This window comes from Microbacterium sp. LWH12-1.2 (assembly GCF_040675825.1).
Taxonomy (GTDB): Bacteria; Actinomycetota; Actinomycetes; order Actinomycetales; family Microbacteriaceae; genus Microbacterium.
On sequence record NZ_JBEGIJ010000001.1, the window covers coordinates 233,238 to 248,266 of the forward strand.

Annotated in this window: 14 protein-coding genes; 7 read left to right on the top strand and 7 right to left on the bottom strand. The window is 68.2% G+C overall.

Going from position 1 to position 15,029, the window contains the following annotated elements:
* Positions 1–40: 40 nt before the first annotated feature.
* Entirely contained in the window at positions 41–727 is a 687-nt protein-coding gene (locus MRBLWH12_RS01030) for an alpha/beta fold hydrolase (protein ID WP_363545123.1), read from the top strand.
* On the opposite strand, the gene MRBLWH12_RS01035 is transcribed toward MRBLWH12_RS01030, so the two are convergent.
* The 6 genes from MRBLWH12_RS01035 to MRBLWH12_RS01060 are packed head-to-tail and all read right to left on the bottom strand — an operon-like array spanning position 721 to position 7,095.
* Positions 721–1,518, bottom strand: a complete 798-nt coding sequence (locus tag MRBLWH12_RS01035; protein WP_341975577.1) for an HpcH/HpaI aldolase family protein — start codon at positions 1,516–1,518, stop codon at positions 721–723. The two genes, MRBLWH12_RS01030 and MRBLWH12_RS01035, sit on opposite strands and share 7 nt — an antisense overlap.
* On the bottom strand, positions 1,503–2,285 hold the full coding sequence (locus MRBLWH12_RS01040; RefSeq protein WP_341978499.1) for a 2-keto-4-pentenoate hydratase: 783 nt from the start codon (positions 2,283–2,285) through the stop codon (positions 1,503–1,505). The genes MRBLWH12_RS01035 and MRBLWH12_RS01040 overlap by 16 nt, the downstream gene beginning before the upstream one ends.
* Positions 2,286–2,287: 2 nt before the next feature.
* Positions 2,288–3,448, bottom strand: coding sequence for a 3,4-dihydroxyphenylacetate 2,3-dioxygenase (gene hpaD / locus MRBLWH12_RS01045; protein ID WP_363545126.1), 1,161 nt, complete (start codon positions 3,446–3,448; stop codon positions 2,288–2,290).
* A 10-nt stretch (positions 3,449–3,458) separates the two neighbouring features.
* A complete protein-coding gene (gene hpaE / locus MRBLWH12_RS01050; RefSeq protein WP_341975575.1) occupies positions 3,459–4,955 on the bottom strand; it encodes a 5-carboxymethyl-2-hydroxymuconate semialdehyde dehydrogenase in 1,497 nt (498 codons plus the stop codon).
* The gene (locus MRBLWH12_RS01055) at positions 4,952–5,638 is read right to left on the bottom strand and encodes a GntR family transcriptional regulator (RefSeq protein WP_341975574.1); all 687 of its coding nucleotides are present in this window, start codon (positions 5,636–5,638) and stop codon (positions 4,952–4,954) included. The genes hpaE and MRBLWH12_RS01055 overlap by 4 nt, the downstream gene beginning before the upstream one ends.
* The gene (locus MRBLWH12_RS01060) at positions 5,635–7,095 is read right to left on the bottom strand and encodes a fumarylacetoacetate hydrolase family protein (RefSeq protein ID WP_363545130.1); all 1,461 of its coding nucleotides are present in this window, start codon (positions 7,093–7,095) and stop codon (positions 5,635–5,637) included. Before MRBLWH12_RS01060 ends, MRBLWH12_RS01055 begins: the two co-directional genes overlap by 4 nt.
* 140 nt (positions 7,096–7,235) lie before the next feature.
* Here MRBLWH12_RS01060 and MRBLWH12_RS01065 point away from each other — a divergent pair, with 140 nt between their 5' ends.
* Positions 7,236–8,615 (top strand): MFS transporter, encoded by a 1,380-nt coding sequence (locus tag MRBLWH12_RS01065; protein ID WP_363545133.1) that lies wholly within the window; start codon positions 7,236–7,238, stop codon positions 8,613–8,615.
* A 55-nt stretch (positions 8,616–8,670) separates the two neighbouring features.
* Here MRBLWH12_RS01065 and MRBLWH12_RS01070 read toward each other — a convergent pair whose 3' ends face one another.
* Positions 8,671–9,375, bottom strand: coding sequence for an IclR family transcriptional regulator (locus MRBLWH12_RS01070; RefSeq protein WP_363545136.1), 705 nt, complete (start codon positions 9,373–9,375; stop codon positions 8,671–8,673).
* Positions 9,376–9,507: 132 nt separating this feature from the next.
* On the opposite strand from MRBLWH12_RS01070, the gene MRBLWH12_RS01075 reads away from it, so the two are divergent.
* The 5 genes from MRBLWH12_RS01075 (at position 9,508) to MRBLWH12_RS01095 (ending at position 15,010) form a co-directional block, all read left to right on the top strand.
* On the top strand, positions 9,508–11,367 hold the full coding sequence (locus MRBLWH12_RS01075) for an FAD-dependent monooxygenase (protein WP_363545138.1): 1,860 nt from the start codon (positions 9,508–9,510) through the stop codon (positions 11,365–11,367).
* 77 nt (positions 11,368–11,444) lie between these two features.
* Positions 11,445–12,422, top strand: coding sequence for an ABC transporter ATP-binding protein (locus MRBLWH12_RS01080; RefSeq protein WP_363545141.1), 978 nt, complete (start codon positions 11,445–11,447; stop codon positions 12,420–12,422).
* A 3-nt stretch (positions 12,423–12,425) separates the two neighbouring features.
* Complete coding sequence (locus tag MRBLWH12_RS01085; protein WP_363545144.1) at positions 12,426–13,181, top strand: ABC transporter permease; 756 nt, start codon at positions 12,426–12,428, stop codon at positions 13,179–13,181.
* A 9-nt stretch (positions 13,182–13,190) separates the two neighbouring features.
* A complete protein-coding gene (locus MRBLWH12_RS01090) occupies positions 13,191–14,384 on the top strand; it encodes a sensor histidine kinase (protein ID WP_363545147.1) in 1,194 nt (397 codons plus the stop codon).
* On the top strand, positions 14,381–15,010 hold the full coding sequence (locus MRBLWH12_RS01095; RefSeq protein ID WP_363545150.1) for a response regulator transcription factor: 630 nt from the start codon (positions 14,381–14,383) through the stop codon (positions 15,008–15,010). Before MRBLWH12_RS01090 ends, MRBLWH12_RS01095 begins: the two co-directional genes overlap by 4 nt.
* The last annotated feature ends 19 nt before the right edge of the window (positions 15,011–15,029 follow it).

The following is a 15,029-nucleotide window of genomic DNA, read 5'->3' on the forward strand; positions in this document are numbered from 1 at the left end:
CGACGTTTGCTAGTCGGTCTCTCTGGATAGGTTCACTCACATGACAACTTCTCTGCTTCTGCTTTCCGGTGCCGGTCTCCCCGAATGGGCGTGGGACGCCGTCATCGAAGGACAATCCGCTTCCGCCACGGTGGCGCCGCGACCGACCGCCGAGAATGCGACGGTCACCGACTATGCGCGGGCCGCGTTGGACGCCGCCCCCGAGGGAGACCTGACCCTCATCGCTCACTCCGCCGGAGGGGTCGTCGCGAGCGAGGTGGCGCGCCTCGCCCCCGAGCGGGTCCGTGGCGTTCTGGCGGTCGCGGCCATCATCCCGAAGGCGGACGCTTCGTTCGCGTCGTCGTTGCCGTTCCCCAATCGGGTGATCCTCCCGTTGATCCTTCGGCTCGCGGGAACCAGGCCGCCGGAGTCGGCACTCCGTAACGGTCTCGGCGCCGGCGTCGACGAAGAAACCGTGCGGCGCTTCATCGATGATCTCGAGCCGGAGCCGCGCAGCTACTTCCTGAGTCGAGTGGCGTCGAACGCCGCGCTCGCGGCGGTGCCGAGGACGACCTACGTTGTCACCGCCGGTGACAAGGAGATCCCGTCGCAGCTGCAGCGTGGCTACGCCGCGCGGCTGCGCGATCCGCGCATCGTCGAGATCGCCGGCGGACACTATCCGATGATCAGCAACATTCCCGCGCTGCGCGCGGCGATCGAGGACTTCCTGGCTGTCCCTGCTCAATAGCTGGTGCGCGCACCCGCCGGGCGGATGAATCGAGCGGCCAGGGCTTCGGATGCTCGGGCCAGAAGCGCCACGTCGGCACCGACGGCGACGAAATCTGCCCCCGCGGCGAGATAGGCGTCGGCAGCGGTGGGGTCGAAGGCGTTCACGCCGACCGGCGTGCCTGCCGCCTTCGCCGCAGCGAAGACGCGCTCGACCGCGGCGACCACGTCGGGGTGCGTCTGCTGGCCGAGCAGACCCATCGATGCGGCGAGGTCGGAGGGGCCGACGAAGATCGCGTCGACGCCGTCTTCGGCGGCGATATCGGCGGCGGCTTCCACCCCGGCTGTCGTCTCGATCTGCACGGTGAGGGACGTGTACTGGGAGGCATCCTGAAGGTAGCCGTCGACGCGGTTCCAGCGTGCGCTGCGCGCGAGAGCGCTGCCGACGCCGCGTACGCCGAGCGGGGGATACCGCGTGGCGGCGACGGCGGCACGCGCCTCATCGACGGAGGAGACCATCGGCACGATGAGGTTCTGGGCGCCGAGGTCGAGGATCTGCTTGATCGTGACGGTGTCGTTGCTCGGCACCCGCACGAGCGGGGTGATCGGATAGGCCGCGACCGCCTGGAGCTGCATCTGCACGCTCTCCAGCGTGGTCGCGGAATGCTCCATGTCGATCAGCAGCCAGTCCAGACCGGAGCCCGCGGCGACCTCGGCGAGGAGCGGACTGGCGGAGCAGACCCACATGCCCACGAATGGGCGGTCTGATCCCGCGAGTTGCGCGCGGAAGGAGGGGGCTAGATGAAGCGGCATTCGATTGTTCCCATCGGTCCGTAATCGCACAGCACCTCGTCGCCGCGCGCCACCCACATCGGGCGCGTGAACGATCCTGCCAGGATTATCTCGCCGGCCTCCAGGCGCGCGCCGTGCTGGTGGAACTTGTTCGCGAGCCACGCGACGCCGGTGGCCGGGTGGTTGAGCACACCGGCGGCGACGCCGGTCTCCTCGATCTCGCCGTTCTTGAAGAGCAGCCCGGGTACCCACCGCAGATCGATCTCGTCGGGGCGCTTGTGCACCGTGCCGAGAACCATCGCTCCGTAGGCGGCGTTGTCGCTGATCGTGTCGACGATCGTGCGGCCTTCCAGCTCGATGTGCGAGTTCAGCACCTCGAGCGCCGGGACGGCGTAGTCGATCGCGGCGAGAGCGTCGTCGAGGGTGCAGTCCGGACCTTCGAGCGGATGCTTCAGCACGAACGCCAGTTCCACCTCGATGCGCACGTTCGAGAAATCGTCGACCGGGATCTCGGATCCCGACTCGTACACGGTGTCGTCGAACATCACGCCGTAGTCGGGCTCGGTGATGCCGGTGGCCTGCTGCATCGCGCGGGAGGTGAGGCCGATCTTGCGGCCGACGAGCCGGCGTCCGGCCGCGATCTGCGTATCGCGCCAGACGCCCTGGATCGCGTACGAGTCCTCGACCGTCGCCTCGGGGTACCGGGCCGTGATGCGGGGGATCACGCTGTGCGCGCGGTCAGCCTCGGCCAACTCGGCCGCGATCTGCGCGATGGTGTCTGCAGGCAGCGTCACAGCTGGTGGCCCAGCTTGTACTCGCCCTGCTTGTACTCGGGCATGGAGTCCTCGCCCTCGCGGGTGTACGAGAATCCGTCGGCGCCGATGGTCACCGCCATTTCGCTCGAGTCTGTACGGGCGACGACCGGCTGCGGGTTGCCGTCGAGGTCGAGCACGAGAGACGCCTCGGTGTACCACGAGGGCACGACAGGGTTGCCCCACCAGTCACGGCGCTGGTTGTCGTGCACGTCCCAGGTGATGACCGGGTTGTCGGGGTCGCCGGTGTAGTAGTCCTGCGTGTAGACCTCGACGCGGTGGCCGTCGGGGTCGCGCAGGTAGAGGTAGAAGGCGTTGCTCACGCCGTGGCGACCAGGGCCGCGCTCGATCGCGTCGGAGCGGCGGAGCGCGCCGAGCTTGTCGCAGATCGCGAGGATGTTGTGCTTCTCGTGCGTGGCGAAGCACACGTGGTGCATCCGCGGGCCGTCGCCGCCGGTCATCGCGGTGTCGTGCACGGTGGGCTTGCGACGCATCCAGGCGGCGTAGACGGTGCCCTCGTCATCCTGGATGTCCTCCGTAACACGGAAGCCGAGGTCCTGCATGAACTTCACCGCTCGAGGGACGTCGGGCGTGACCTGGTTGAAGTGGTCGAGGCGCACCAGCTCGCCGGGGATGTGCAGGTCGTAGCGCCACGACATCCGCTCGACGTGATCGGTCGCGTGGAAGAACTCGTACGGGAAGCCGAGCGGGTCGATCACGCGCACCGAGTCGCCGATGCCCTTCACGAAGCCGTTCTCGTTGCGGCGCACCTCGCAGCCGAGCTCGGAGTAGAACTCGACGGCGCGGTCGAGGTCCTCTGGCGTCCGCACGCGATAGGAGAAGGCGGCGACGGCGGCGATCGGGCCCTTGCGGAGGATGAGGTTGTGGTGGATGAACTCCTCGGTGGAGCGCAGGTAGATCGCCTCGTCATTCTCCTCGGTCACGTACAGACCCAGGACGTCGACGTAGAACACGCGGGATGCAGCGAGGTCGGTGACGACGAGCTCCATGTAGGCGCAGCGCAGGATGTCCGGCGGAGTGCTCGTCGGCGTCGGAGTGGGGTCGTCCGGGTGGATCGGCGCCTCCTGGCTCACGTAGAACCCGGAGGAGGTCAGCGTCATGTCGTCGCGGTTGGTCATGTCAGCGTCCTCAGTTCTTGCCGAAGGTCGGGTTGTGGGCGCCGCCGAGCGTGATGTGCACGCTCTGCTGGTCGGTGTAGAAGTCGATCGAGCGGTAGCCGCCCTCGTGGCCGAGGCCGGATGCCTTCACGCCGCCGAACGGGGTGCGAAGGTCGCGCACGTTGTTGCTGTTCAGCCACACCATGCCGGCCTCGACGGCTCCGGCGAAGTTGTGCGCCCGCTTGAGGTCGTTCGTCCAGATGTACGCCGCGAGGCCGTACCGGGTGTTGTTCGCGAGTGCGAGCGCCTCCTCGTCGGAGTCGAACGGCGTGATCGCGACGACTGGGCCGAAGATCTCCTCCTGGAAGATCCGGGCATCCGGGGAGACGTCGGCGAACACGGTCGGCTGCACGAAGTTGCCCTCCGGGAAATCCGCGGGGCGTCCGCCGCCGGCCACTAGGCGTCCTTCGGTCTTTCCGATCTCGACGTAGCTCATCACCTTCTCGTAGTGCTCCGGGTGCACCAGAGCGCCGACCTCGGTGGCCGGGTCGTTCGGGTAGCCGACCTTCACGCGCTTCGCCTGGGCGGCGTAGCGCTCGACGAAGTCGTCGTAGATCGAGCGCTCGACGAGGATGCGGGCACCGGCCGTGCAGCGCTCGCCGTTCAGCGAGAAGACGCCGAAGATCGTCGCATCCACTGCGGCTTCGATGTCGGCATCCGCGAAGACGACGGCCGGCGACTTGCCGCCGAGCTCCATCGACAGCCCCTTGAGGAAGGGAGCGGCGTTGCCGAAGATGATCTGTCCGGTGCGGCTCTCGCCCGTGAACGAGATGAGCGGCACGTCGGGGTGCTTCACGAGCGCGTCTCCGGCGTCTTCACCGAGGCCGTTGACGAGGTTGAAGACACCCTGGGGGAGCCCTGCCTCCTCGAAGATGCCGGCCCACAGGGATGCCGAAAGCGGCGTGAACTCAGCCGGCTTGAGCACGACGGTGTTGCCGGTCGCGAGCGCCGGACCCAGCTTCCAGGACTCGAGCATGAACGGCGTGTTCCACGGCGTGATGAGTCCGGCGACGCCGATCGGCTTGCGGTTGACGTAGTTCATCTGCTTGCCCGGAACCTTGAACGCATCGTCGGCCTGGGCGACGATCAGGTCGGCGAAGAAGCGGAAGTTCTCGGCAGCGCGACGGGCCTGGCCGAGGGCCTGCGTGATCGGCAGGCCGGAGTCGTAGGACTCGAGCTCGGCCAGGCGCGCATCGCGCGATTCGACGATGTCGGCGATGCGGTGCAGTACCCGCGAACGCTCGCGCGGCAGCATCCGAGGCCAGGGGCCTTCGTCGAAGGCGCGCTTCGCCGCGGCGACGGCGAGGTCGATGTCGGCCTTCTTGCCAGCTGCAGCCGTCGTGTACGTCAGGTTGGTGACCGGGTCGAGCACATCGAAGGTGTCTCCGTCGATCGAGTCGACGAAGGCTCCGTCGATGTAGTGCTGGATGTGGTCGGGCAGGTCGGCAGGGATGCGTGAAGCGGTCATGAGTCTCCTCCGGTGGAATGACGGGAACGGGAGTGCAGCGCGTCGAGGAACGCGTCCTTGGTGCGCCAGCGGTGGTTCCGGGCGGCGAGTTCGATCTCGAGCGGGTCGGCGCGGGATCGGATGAGGTCGAGGATCTGCGTGTGCTCTTCGACCGAATGCGTGGCACGGCCCGGAACCGAGGCGAACGTGGAATCGCGGATGCCGGAGAGCCGCGACCATCCGCGGTGCACCAGATCCAGAAGATGCGGGTTCGGGCACGGCTCGAAGAGCAGGGCATGGAACTGCCTGTTCAGTTCGGTGAACAGGTGGGCGTCGAAGTGCTCGAGCAGTCGAGCCATCCGATCGTTGACGGCCTGGGCGGCGTCGAGCGCCGCGTCGTCCAGGAACGGCGCGGAGAGCGCCGTGGCCACTCCTTCGACGACACCGAGCGTCTCCATGGTGTGTGCGTACTCGGTCTCGTCGACGAGGGTGACCCGCGCGCCAACGTTCCGCTCGAACGTCACGAGTCCCTCGGCCTCCAGTCGTCGGATGGCTTCCCGTACGGGGACGACGCTCATTCCCAGCTCTTCGGCGATCGGACCGAGCACCAGACGATAGCCGGGGCCGAACGTGTGGGCGGAGATGTGGGAGCGGATCCAGGCGTATGCCTGCTCGGACTTGCTGAGTGTGTCGACGGCGGTCATCGCGAGCCCGTCTCCGATTCGTAGCGCGCGCGCCATTCGGCGTTCATCGGGAAGAGGCCGTCGACCGGGTGGCCCGCCGCGACCTGCTCGGCGATCCAGGCATCCTCGACCTCCTGCGCGAGCGTGTCATCGACGACCTGCTCGGCCAGATGCGGCGGGATGACGATCACGCCGTCGCCGTCGCCCACGATGATGTCGCCGGGCTGCACGCTCGCGCCGCCGCAGGCGATGGTGACGTCGACGTCCCAGGGGACGTGCTTGCGTCCGAGGACCGACGGATGCGCGCCGCGGGAGAACACCGGCAGTCCGATGTCGGCGACGGCGTCGAAGTCGCGCACGCCCCCATCGGTGACGACACCGGCGGCACCCCGGGCGAGGGCGCGCAGAGCGAGGATATCGCCGAGCGTTCCGGTGCTGTCATCACCGCGGGCCTCGATCACGATGATCTCGCCCTTCTTCACGGCGTCGAAGGCGCGCTTCTGCGCGTTGTAGCCGCCGCCGTGGGTCTTGAACAGGTCTTCACGGAACGGGACGAAGCGGAGTGTCTTCGCGGTGCCGACGATCTTGCTGCCGGCGATGTTCGCCGCGACGCCGTCGATGAAGCAGGAGTGATGGCCGCGCTTGCGCAGCTGGGAGGAAAGGCCGGCCGTCGGTGCCTCCATCAGCTTCGCCCGGAGTTCGGGCGAGAGCGCTGATTCGTCGGAAACAGGGGCAAGTCCCGCCTCTTCCCGAGACCCCCAGGCCTCGGTGCGCTGCAGGTCGTCGACGGCGGGGAGTGAGCCGAGTTCGGCGTCGAAGGCGACATCGCCCTGCGTGACGGTGGTGATCAGGCGACCCGAAGACGGCGCGCCCGGTGCGTCCGGAGCATCCACCTCGACCTCTACGACGTCGCCCGGGACGATCACGGACGACCCGGCGGGGGTGCCGGTGAGGATCACGTCGCCAGGCTCGAGCGTGAAGTGCTGGGAGAGATCAGCGACCAGCTGCGCGAGCGGGAAGATCATGCCGGCGCTGGAGTCGTCCTGGCGGAGGTCGCCGTTCACCCATGTGCGCACGCGCAGCGTTTCCGGATCGACCGTGCGGGCGTCGATGAGGTCGGGGCCGAGCGGCGTGTAGCCGTCACCGCCCTTGGAGCGCACGTTCGATCCCTTGTCGTTCGCGCGGAGGTCGTAGAGGCCGAGATCGTTCGAGGCGGTCACCCAGCCGACGTGCGCCCAGGCATCCGCGAGCGAGACCCGCCGTGCCGGGGTGCCGATGATGAGCGCGATCTCACCCTCGAACGCGAGCAATTCGGTGCCGTCCGGGCGCTCGACCGTGCCGCCGGAGACACCGACGGAGCTGGCCGGCTTGAAGAAATAGGAGGGAGCTGCCGGGCGACGGCCGCGCTGGTCAGCGCGGGAGGCGTAACTCAGATGGATCGCGATGATCTTGCCGGGGCGGGTGCTGGGATCCGTCACGGGGCGCCTCCTCGCGCTTGTTTGCAACGCCTTGTGCGTCGTATTCGAAATCATATATCATCGGGTTACCCCTCGGCAAGCACTGAAGACAGCGTGAGTGCGAGCCGTGACAATGCCGTCACAACCAAAGGAGACACCCCATGAGCGGGCAGTCACACGATGGGTTCACTCCCACCGGCACCATCGCGACCGCGGCCGACCGCCGTCGCGTCGTCTTCGCCACCGTCGTCGGCACCACTGTCGAGTGGTACGACTTCTTCATCTACGCCACCGCCGTCGGGCTGGTGTTCGGCCAGCTCTTCTTCGCCCCGCTGGGCCAGAACAGTGCCCTGATCGCATTCGCCACCGTCGGTGTCAGCTTCCTCTTCCGTCCGCTCGGTGCGTTCCTCGCTGGCCACTACGGCGACAAGCTCGGACGCAAGACCGTGCTGATGTGGACGCTGATCCTGATGGGGGCTGCGACCGCCCTGATCGGCGTGCTGCCCACCTATGAGGCCATCGGGCTGACGGCCCCCATCCTGCTGGTGCTCCTGCGCATCCTGCAGGGCATCTCTGCCGGCGGCGAGTGGGGCGGCGCCGTCCTGATGGCCGTCGAGCACGCGCCGAAATCGAAGCGCGGTGTGTTCGGCGCTTCGCCGCAGATCGGCGTGCCGCTCGGCCTGCTGCTCGCCTCGGGCGTGATGGCGCTGATGACGGTCATCGCTCCGGGAGATCAGTTCCTCGCGTGGGGCTGGCGTATTCCGTTCCTGCTCAGCGTGGTCCTGATCCTGGTCGGCTACTACGTGCGCCGCAAGGTCGAGGAGAGCCCCGTGTTCACCGAACTCGCAGAACGCAAGGAGAAGGCGCGGATGCCGATCGTGCAGCTGTTCGCGAAGCATGCCCTCCTCGTCGTCATCGCCGCGCTCGTGTTCGCAGGCAACAACGCGGTCGGGTACATGACGACGGGCGGCTACATCCAGGGGTACGCCACGAACCCCGAGGGGTCGATCGGGCTCGAGAGAGGGCCGGTGCTCTGGGCGGTCGCCGGTTCCGCCGTCACCTGGCTGCTTTCGACGCTCTTCGCCGGGTGGATCTCCGATCGGATCGGACGCCGCACGACCTACATCATCGGCTGGATCCTGCAGCTCGGCGGCGTATTCGCGCTGTTCCCGCTGGTGAACACCGGCGAGCTCCTGCCGCTGTTCGCCGGCCTTGCGATCCTCACCATCGGACTGGGGTTCACGTACGGGCCGCAGGCGGCGCTGTACACGGAGCTGTTCCCGGCATCCATCCGCTTCTCCGGGGTCTCGATCTCGTACGCGATCGGTGCCATCGCGGGTGGTGCCTTCGCTCCCACGATCGCCACCGCCATCGTGTCGGCGACCGGCTCGACGGACGCGGTGACCTGGTACCTCGCCGGGATGACCGTGCTGGGCCTCGTGGCGACGCTGCTGTTGCGCGATCGCTCCGGCATCCCGCTCGGTCCCGACCACGAGGAGGAGCAGGCGGTCAGCCCGATCTACGGGATGTCGCGGGCCTGAGCCCTTCCGGTCGTTGAGCGAGGGAGCTCGCTCAACGACCGGAGTCTGTGACGGCTCAGCCGTCGAGCGCCTCGCGGATGACGGATGCGGAGTGCTGCAGCCGTGCGGCGATCTCTGCGTCATCGAGGGTCGTGGCGACGTGGACGACGGCGATCGCGGCCGCTCGATGCCCGCGGAGCACCAGCGGCACGGCGACGGACTGCACCGTGGGGATCACTTCGTCGTGGCTGGTGGCGTAGCCGCGTCGGATCGTCGCTTCGACCTCCGCACGCAGCGGCGCGGTGACATCCGTTCCCCACTCCGATGCGGGGATCTGCGCGAGGATCGCCTTGCCGGGGGCGCCGACGGTGACCGGATGCCGGGCGCCGGGGCGTTGCGCGACGCTCGCGACGGCGTGCCGCGGCTCGACGCTCGCGAGTGTGATGCACTCGTCGCCGTCGAGCACCGCGAGGAAGCATGTCATGCCGAGGTCGTTGGCGACCGCCGTGAGCTCGGGCAGCGCCTCGGCCTGGAGGTCGTGCGCGACACCGGCGGCGAGCGCCGCCATCCGTGCCCCCAGGCTGACGGCACCGGCCGCATCGCGGCTCACGAGTCGATGATCTTCGAGGGTGCGCAGCAGGCGGTACGCGATCGAACGATGCACCCCGAGGCGCGCCGCGATCTCGTCGATGGCAAGAGGGCCGCGGGCGTCGGCGAGGATCTCGAGGATCCGGATACCGCGACTGAGCGTCTGCGATGCGGGTGATCCAGTCTCTGCCATGACCTGTGCTCTCTTGCGCTCTGAGGTGCGCGCGCATACGATGTGTTCAATAGTAGAACGGTGTGTTCGAATATAGAACAATCGAGTCTGAGAAGCAAGACCTGACAAAGCAGTCGGAAGGAATCGACGACGATGCAGTTCCACCACCACGGCTACGTCTCGGGAGACCCGCGAGTACAGGACGCCTCGGGCATCGGCAGCGATCGCCCGGCCGACATCCCCGACGAGATCGACGTGCTCATCGTCGGTTCCGGCCCCGCCGGCATGCTCCTCGCGGCGCAGATGTCGCAGTACCCGGACATCTCGACCCGGATCGTCGAGCGCCGCGAGGGGCGACTCGTTCTCGGCCAGGCCGACGGCATCCAGCCCCGCAGCGTCGAGACGTTCCAGGCGTTCGGGTTCGCGGAGCGGATCGTCGCCGAGGCCTACAACATCGGCTGGATGAACTTCTGGGGCCCGGATCCGGCGAATCGGCAGAACATCATCCGTACGTCGCGGACCGAGGACTACGCGCTCAAGATCAGCGAGTTCCCGCACCTGATCGTGAACCAAGCGCGCGTCCTGGACTACTTCGCCGAAGCCGCGGCCCACGGACCGGGGCGGATCGTCCCGGACTACGGCGTGGAGTTCGTCGGGCTCACCGTTCACGAGCAGGGGGAGTACCCCGTCGAGGTGCGTCTGCGGCACTCGACCGGCGAGGAGCGGACCGTGCGGGCGAAGTACGTCGCCGGCTGCGACGGCGCCCGCAGCGGCGTGCGCGACGCGATCGGCCGCACCCACGTCGGCGCGTTCTCGGCGCACGCCTGGGGTGTCATGGACGTGGTCGTCAACACTGACTTCCCGGACTGGCGCACCAAGTGCGCGATCAACTCCGAGGCAGGCAACATCCTGCACATCCCGCGCGAGGGCGGCTACCTCAGCCGGATGTACATCGACCTCGGCGAGGTCGCCGACGACGACAACCATCAGGTGCGGCAGACGCCGATCGACGAGATCATCCGCAAGGCCAATGCGATCCTGCATCCGTACACCCTGGATGTGAAGCAGGTCGCCTGGCACAGCGTCTACGAGGTCGGCCATCGGGTCACCGACGGCTTCGACGACGTGATCGACGGCTCCGGTCGCATCCCGCGTGTCTTCCTCACCGGCGATGCCTGCCACACGCACAGCGCCAAGGCCGGGCAAGGCATGAACGTCTCGATGCAGGACGGCTTCAACCTGGGCTGGAAGCTGGGTTCGGTGCTCACCGGGCGCAGTCCGGAGTCGCTGCTGTCGACGTATTCCGCCGAGCGCATGCCGGTGGCGCAGCAGCTCATCGACTTCGACAAGGAGTGGTCGGCGCTGATGGCGCGCAAGCCGGAGGAGATCTCCGACCCGCAGGACCTGGCGACCCACTACCTCGCCACGGCCGAGTTCCCTTCCGGGTTCATGACGCAGTACGGCGCGTCGGCGATCGTCGCGGATGCGACGCATCAGGCGCTCGCCGCAGGATTCCCGCTCGGCAAGCGCTTCAAGTCGGTCGAGGTCACTCGCGTGTGCGACGGCAACGCTGTACACCTCGGCCACCACGCGAAGGCGGACGGCCGCTGGCGTATCTACGCATTCGCCGACACCGACGCTTCGTCCTTGGCATCCTGGGCGACCGGGGCGGCGCCCGTGCTGGCGCGTTTCACGCCGGCCGGTGCCGACGTCGACGCCGTCTTCGACGTCAAGGCCGTCTACCAGCAGCGCTATGACGAGTTCGAGATCACCTCGGTGCCGGAGCTGTTCCTGCCGAAGACCGGACCGCTCGGTCTGACCGACTGGGAGAAGGTCTATGCGGCCGGTCCCACGGTGTGGGCGAGCGCGGACATCTTCGCCGAGCGCGAGTTGTCGCGCGACGGTGTCGTGGTCGTGGTGCGTCCGGATCAGTACGTCGCCGCCGTGCTGCCGCTCGACGATGTGAGCGAGCTCGCGGAATTCCTCGGGGGAGCGCTGCTGCCGGCAGGGTGAATCCCATGACACGTGTCATGCCGAGAAGGTGACAACGACCTCCGGTGCCGTGGCCGGCGTGCGACCACGCTGGAGGTATGAACACCACACCAGCGCACGGCTCGGGGACGCAGGTCGCCGAGCGGCCGGCCACGGATCCGTCGACAGGCAGCCCCATCGTCATCGAGCTCACGGGGGTCCGCCGTCATTTCGGAAGCGGCGACCGCCGCGTCCAGGCGGTCGACGGCGTCGACCTGACCGTGCGTCGTGGCGAGGTCGTCGCCCTGCTCGGACCGAACGGCGCCGGTAAGACGACCACGCTCGACATGCTCCTCGGCCTCACCGCGCCGAGCGAGGGCACGGTTCGCGTGCTCGGCTCGACACCCGAGCGCGCGACTGCGGGCGGATCGATCGCCGCTGTCCTGCAGACCGGCGGTCTGCTGTCGGATCTGACGGTGCAGGAGACGGTTCGGCTCATCGCTTCTCTCTACGGCGCCGCGGCCCTGGCGAGGGTCGCCACGGTCATGGCACGGGCCGATCTCGTGCACCTCGCTCGGCGCCGCGTGTCGAAGTGCTCAGGAGGCGAGCAGCAGCGTGTGAAGTTCGCGCTCGCGATGGTCTCCGATCCCGACATCCTCGTGCTCGACGAGCCGACGGCAGGCATGGATGTCACGGCACGACGCCACTTCTGGGACGTCATGCGAGCGGATGCGGATGCCGGCCGCACGATCATCTTTGCGACCCACTACCTCGAAGAGGCGGAGCAGTTCGCCCGTCGCACGGTGGTGATGCATCGTGGCTCGATCGTGGCCGATGCTCCGACCGCGCGGCTGCGCGTCGGTCTGGGCGAGCGTACGATCTCGGCAACGGTCGCGGTCGGCGGCTCGGCGGATCTCGTCGCCTCGCTGCGGGCGACGTCCGGAGTCGTCGACGTCCGGCTGGATGCGGATCGACTCAGCCTGCGGGCATCCGACTCCGACGCCATCGCCCGTACGCTGCTCGCCGCCGGTGCGCACGATCTGGAGATCGCCGCGCCGACACTCGAAACCGCCTTCACGGCACTCACGGAGGACTGACCCATGCTGATCTCATCGACGATGCTGCGTATCGAGGGCGTCAGGCAGCTGCGCAACCCCTACACCCTCGCCTTCACCCTCGGCATGCCCGTGGCGATGTACCTGCTGTTCGGCGCCGGCATGGGATACGGCGCCCTTTCGGCCGGCAACGGGAACGTCTCTTTCTACGTGATGACCTCGATGGCGGCGTACGGAACGGCGGTCGCCATGAGTTCGCTGACCTCGCTCGCGGCGACAGAGGCGAAACAGGGCTGGGGGCGCCAGCTGGCGATGACACCGCTGACGACCGTCGGGTATGCGGTCACGAAGCTGCTCACGGCCGTCAGCTTCGCGGCGCTGGCACTCGTGGCGGTGTTCACCGCGGGAGCGCTGACAGGGGCGCACGCCGACGACATCTGGCGATGGGCGGCGACGGCCGGGATCATCCTCGGCCTCGGCCTGATCTATGGTCTGTTCGGGCTCGGTGTCGGGCTGTTCTTCACCTCCGATTCCGCTGCAGCCCTCGCGTCCATCTCGATGACGTTCTTCGCCTTCTTCGGGAACGTGTTCATGCCTCTCGACGGAGTCATGCTCGACATCGCCCGGTTCACCCCGCTGTACGGCTTCGTCGCGCTGGGCCGGTGGCCGCTCACCGAGGGCACGCTCACCACGGGGCAGAGCGACCCGATCTGGATGCTGATCCTGAACGTCGTCGTCTGGCTCGCGGTGTTCGCGGTGCTGGTGGCGGCAGGCATGAAGCGCGCACGGACTCGCCAGTAGGTTGGATAGATGATGCGACCACCCCCGCGTGATGGAGCGGCATCCGCCGGTCCATCACGAGCGGCCGCGCAGTTCGCCGCCGCAGGCGCTCCACCGGCAGCCTGGTCCGCCATCGGAGCGCGTTCGCCGGCCTCCAAAGATCCCTGGGCGCGGTTCGGGTGGCTGATGGCGGTGATCTGGCTGGTCTTCCTGATCTACCCGGTGCTGGCGCTGCTGCGATCGACGGCCCCGGTCGGGTGGATCATCGTCGGCTGGGTGATGCTCGTCGCCTTCATCGTCCTGTACGTCGTCGGCTTCATGCACGGGATGCGCGGGGGCGGCGGCCTCGGAAAGGCGCCGTCCGCGCGGCAGTGGATCACTTTCGCGGCGCTGATCGTATGCGCGCTGCTCTCGGTGCCCGCGGAGGGCGGCTCCGCTCTGAGCTTCCTGCCGTTCATCATGTCGTTCGCTTCCTACGGTCTGACGCGCACCTGGCACTGGATCACCACCGTCGGAGCCGTCGCGGTCACAGCGCTGTGCGTCTTCCTCATTCCAGGAGGCATCGAGTACCTCTCGCTGCTCGCGATCGTCGGCCTGCTCGGCGTGGTGAACACCGTGTCGACCTGGCTCATCGTCCGATCGGTCCAGGCGGAACGTCTCGGGCTGGAGCTGGCGACGAGCGAGGGGCGGGAGGCGGTCGCCCGCGATGTGCACGACCTGGTCGGGCATTCGCTGACCGTGGTCGGGCTGAAGGCCCAGCTGGTGCGGCGCCTCATGGAGTCCGATCCGGAGCGGGCGAAGGCGGAACTCGCCGACATCGAGGCGCTCACCGCCGAGGCGCTCGCCGGGGTGCGGGCGTCTGTGGCCGGGGCGCGCGGCGCCACGCTCGTCGAACAGCTGGCTGCCAGTCGGGACGCCCTGGGGTCCGCAGGGATCGACGTGCAGGTCGAGGGAGCGCCCGGAGCGCTGTCGCCCGTGCAGTCGCTGACGGCGAGCTGGATTCTGCGAGAAGCGACGACGAACGCGCTCCGACACTCCCGATCCCGAACCGTGACGGTGCTCATCGCTCCCGGTTCGCTGGCCGTGGAGGACGACGGCGTCGGGTCGAGGGCGCCGGAGGGAAACGGCATCCGGGGGATGCGGGAGCGTGCAGCGGCGGCGGGCGCGGTTCTGCGATGGAGCTCCGCCGAGAATTCCGGAACGCGAGTGGAAGTGACGTGGTGACCGATTCGGAGGAGACGCGCGGTATCCGCTTGGTGATCGCGGATGACCAGGCGCTCGTGCGCGGTGCGATGGCCGCTCTCCTGGAGCTCGAGGGGGACCTCGAGGTGTGCGGCACGGCAGCGGACGGCGCGGAAGCGGTGCGGCTCGTGGGCGAGCTCGGGCCCGATGTGTGCCTGATGGACATTCAGATGCCCGGCATGGACGGCGTCGAGGCGACGCGACGCATTCGGCAGGCGAGCCCGGGCACGCGCGTGCTGATCGTCACGACCTTTGCGCGGCCCGGCTACCTGCGGTCGGCGCTGGATGCCGGAGCCAGCGGGTTCATCGTCAAGGACACCCCGGCGGAGGAGCTGGCCGAGGCGGTGCGCCGTGTGCACGCCGGATTGCGGGTGCTGGATCCTGCACTTGCGGCGGAGAGCCTCTTCGAAGGCGCGAATCCGCTCAGCGATCGGGAGCAGCAGATCCTGCGGCTGGCGGCGGACGGGCGGTCCGTAGCGATGATCGCCGCCGAGGTGTTCCTGTCGGCGGGGACGGTGCGCAACCACCTCTCGGCGACGATCGGCAAGACGGGGGCCGAGAACCGGGCGCAGGCGGTACGGATCGCGTTGGACAAGGGGTGGATCTGAGGGTCGTCGATCGCGCCGC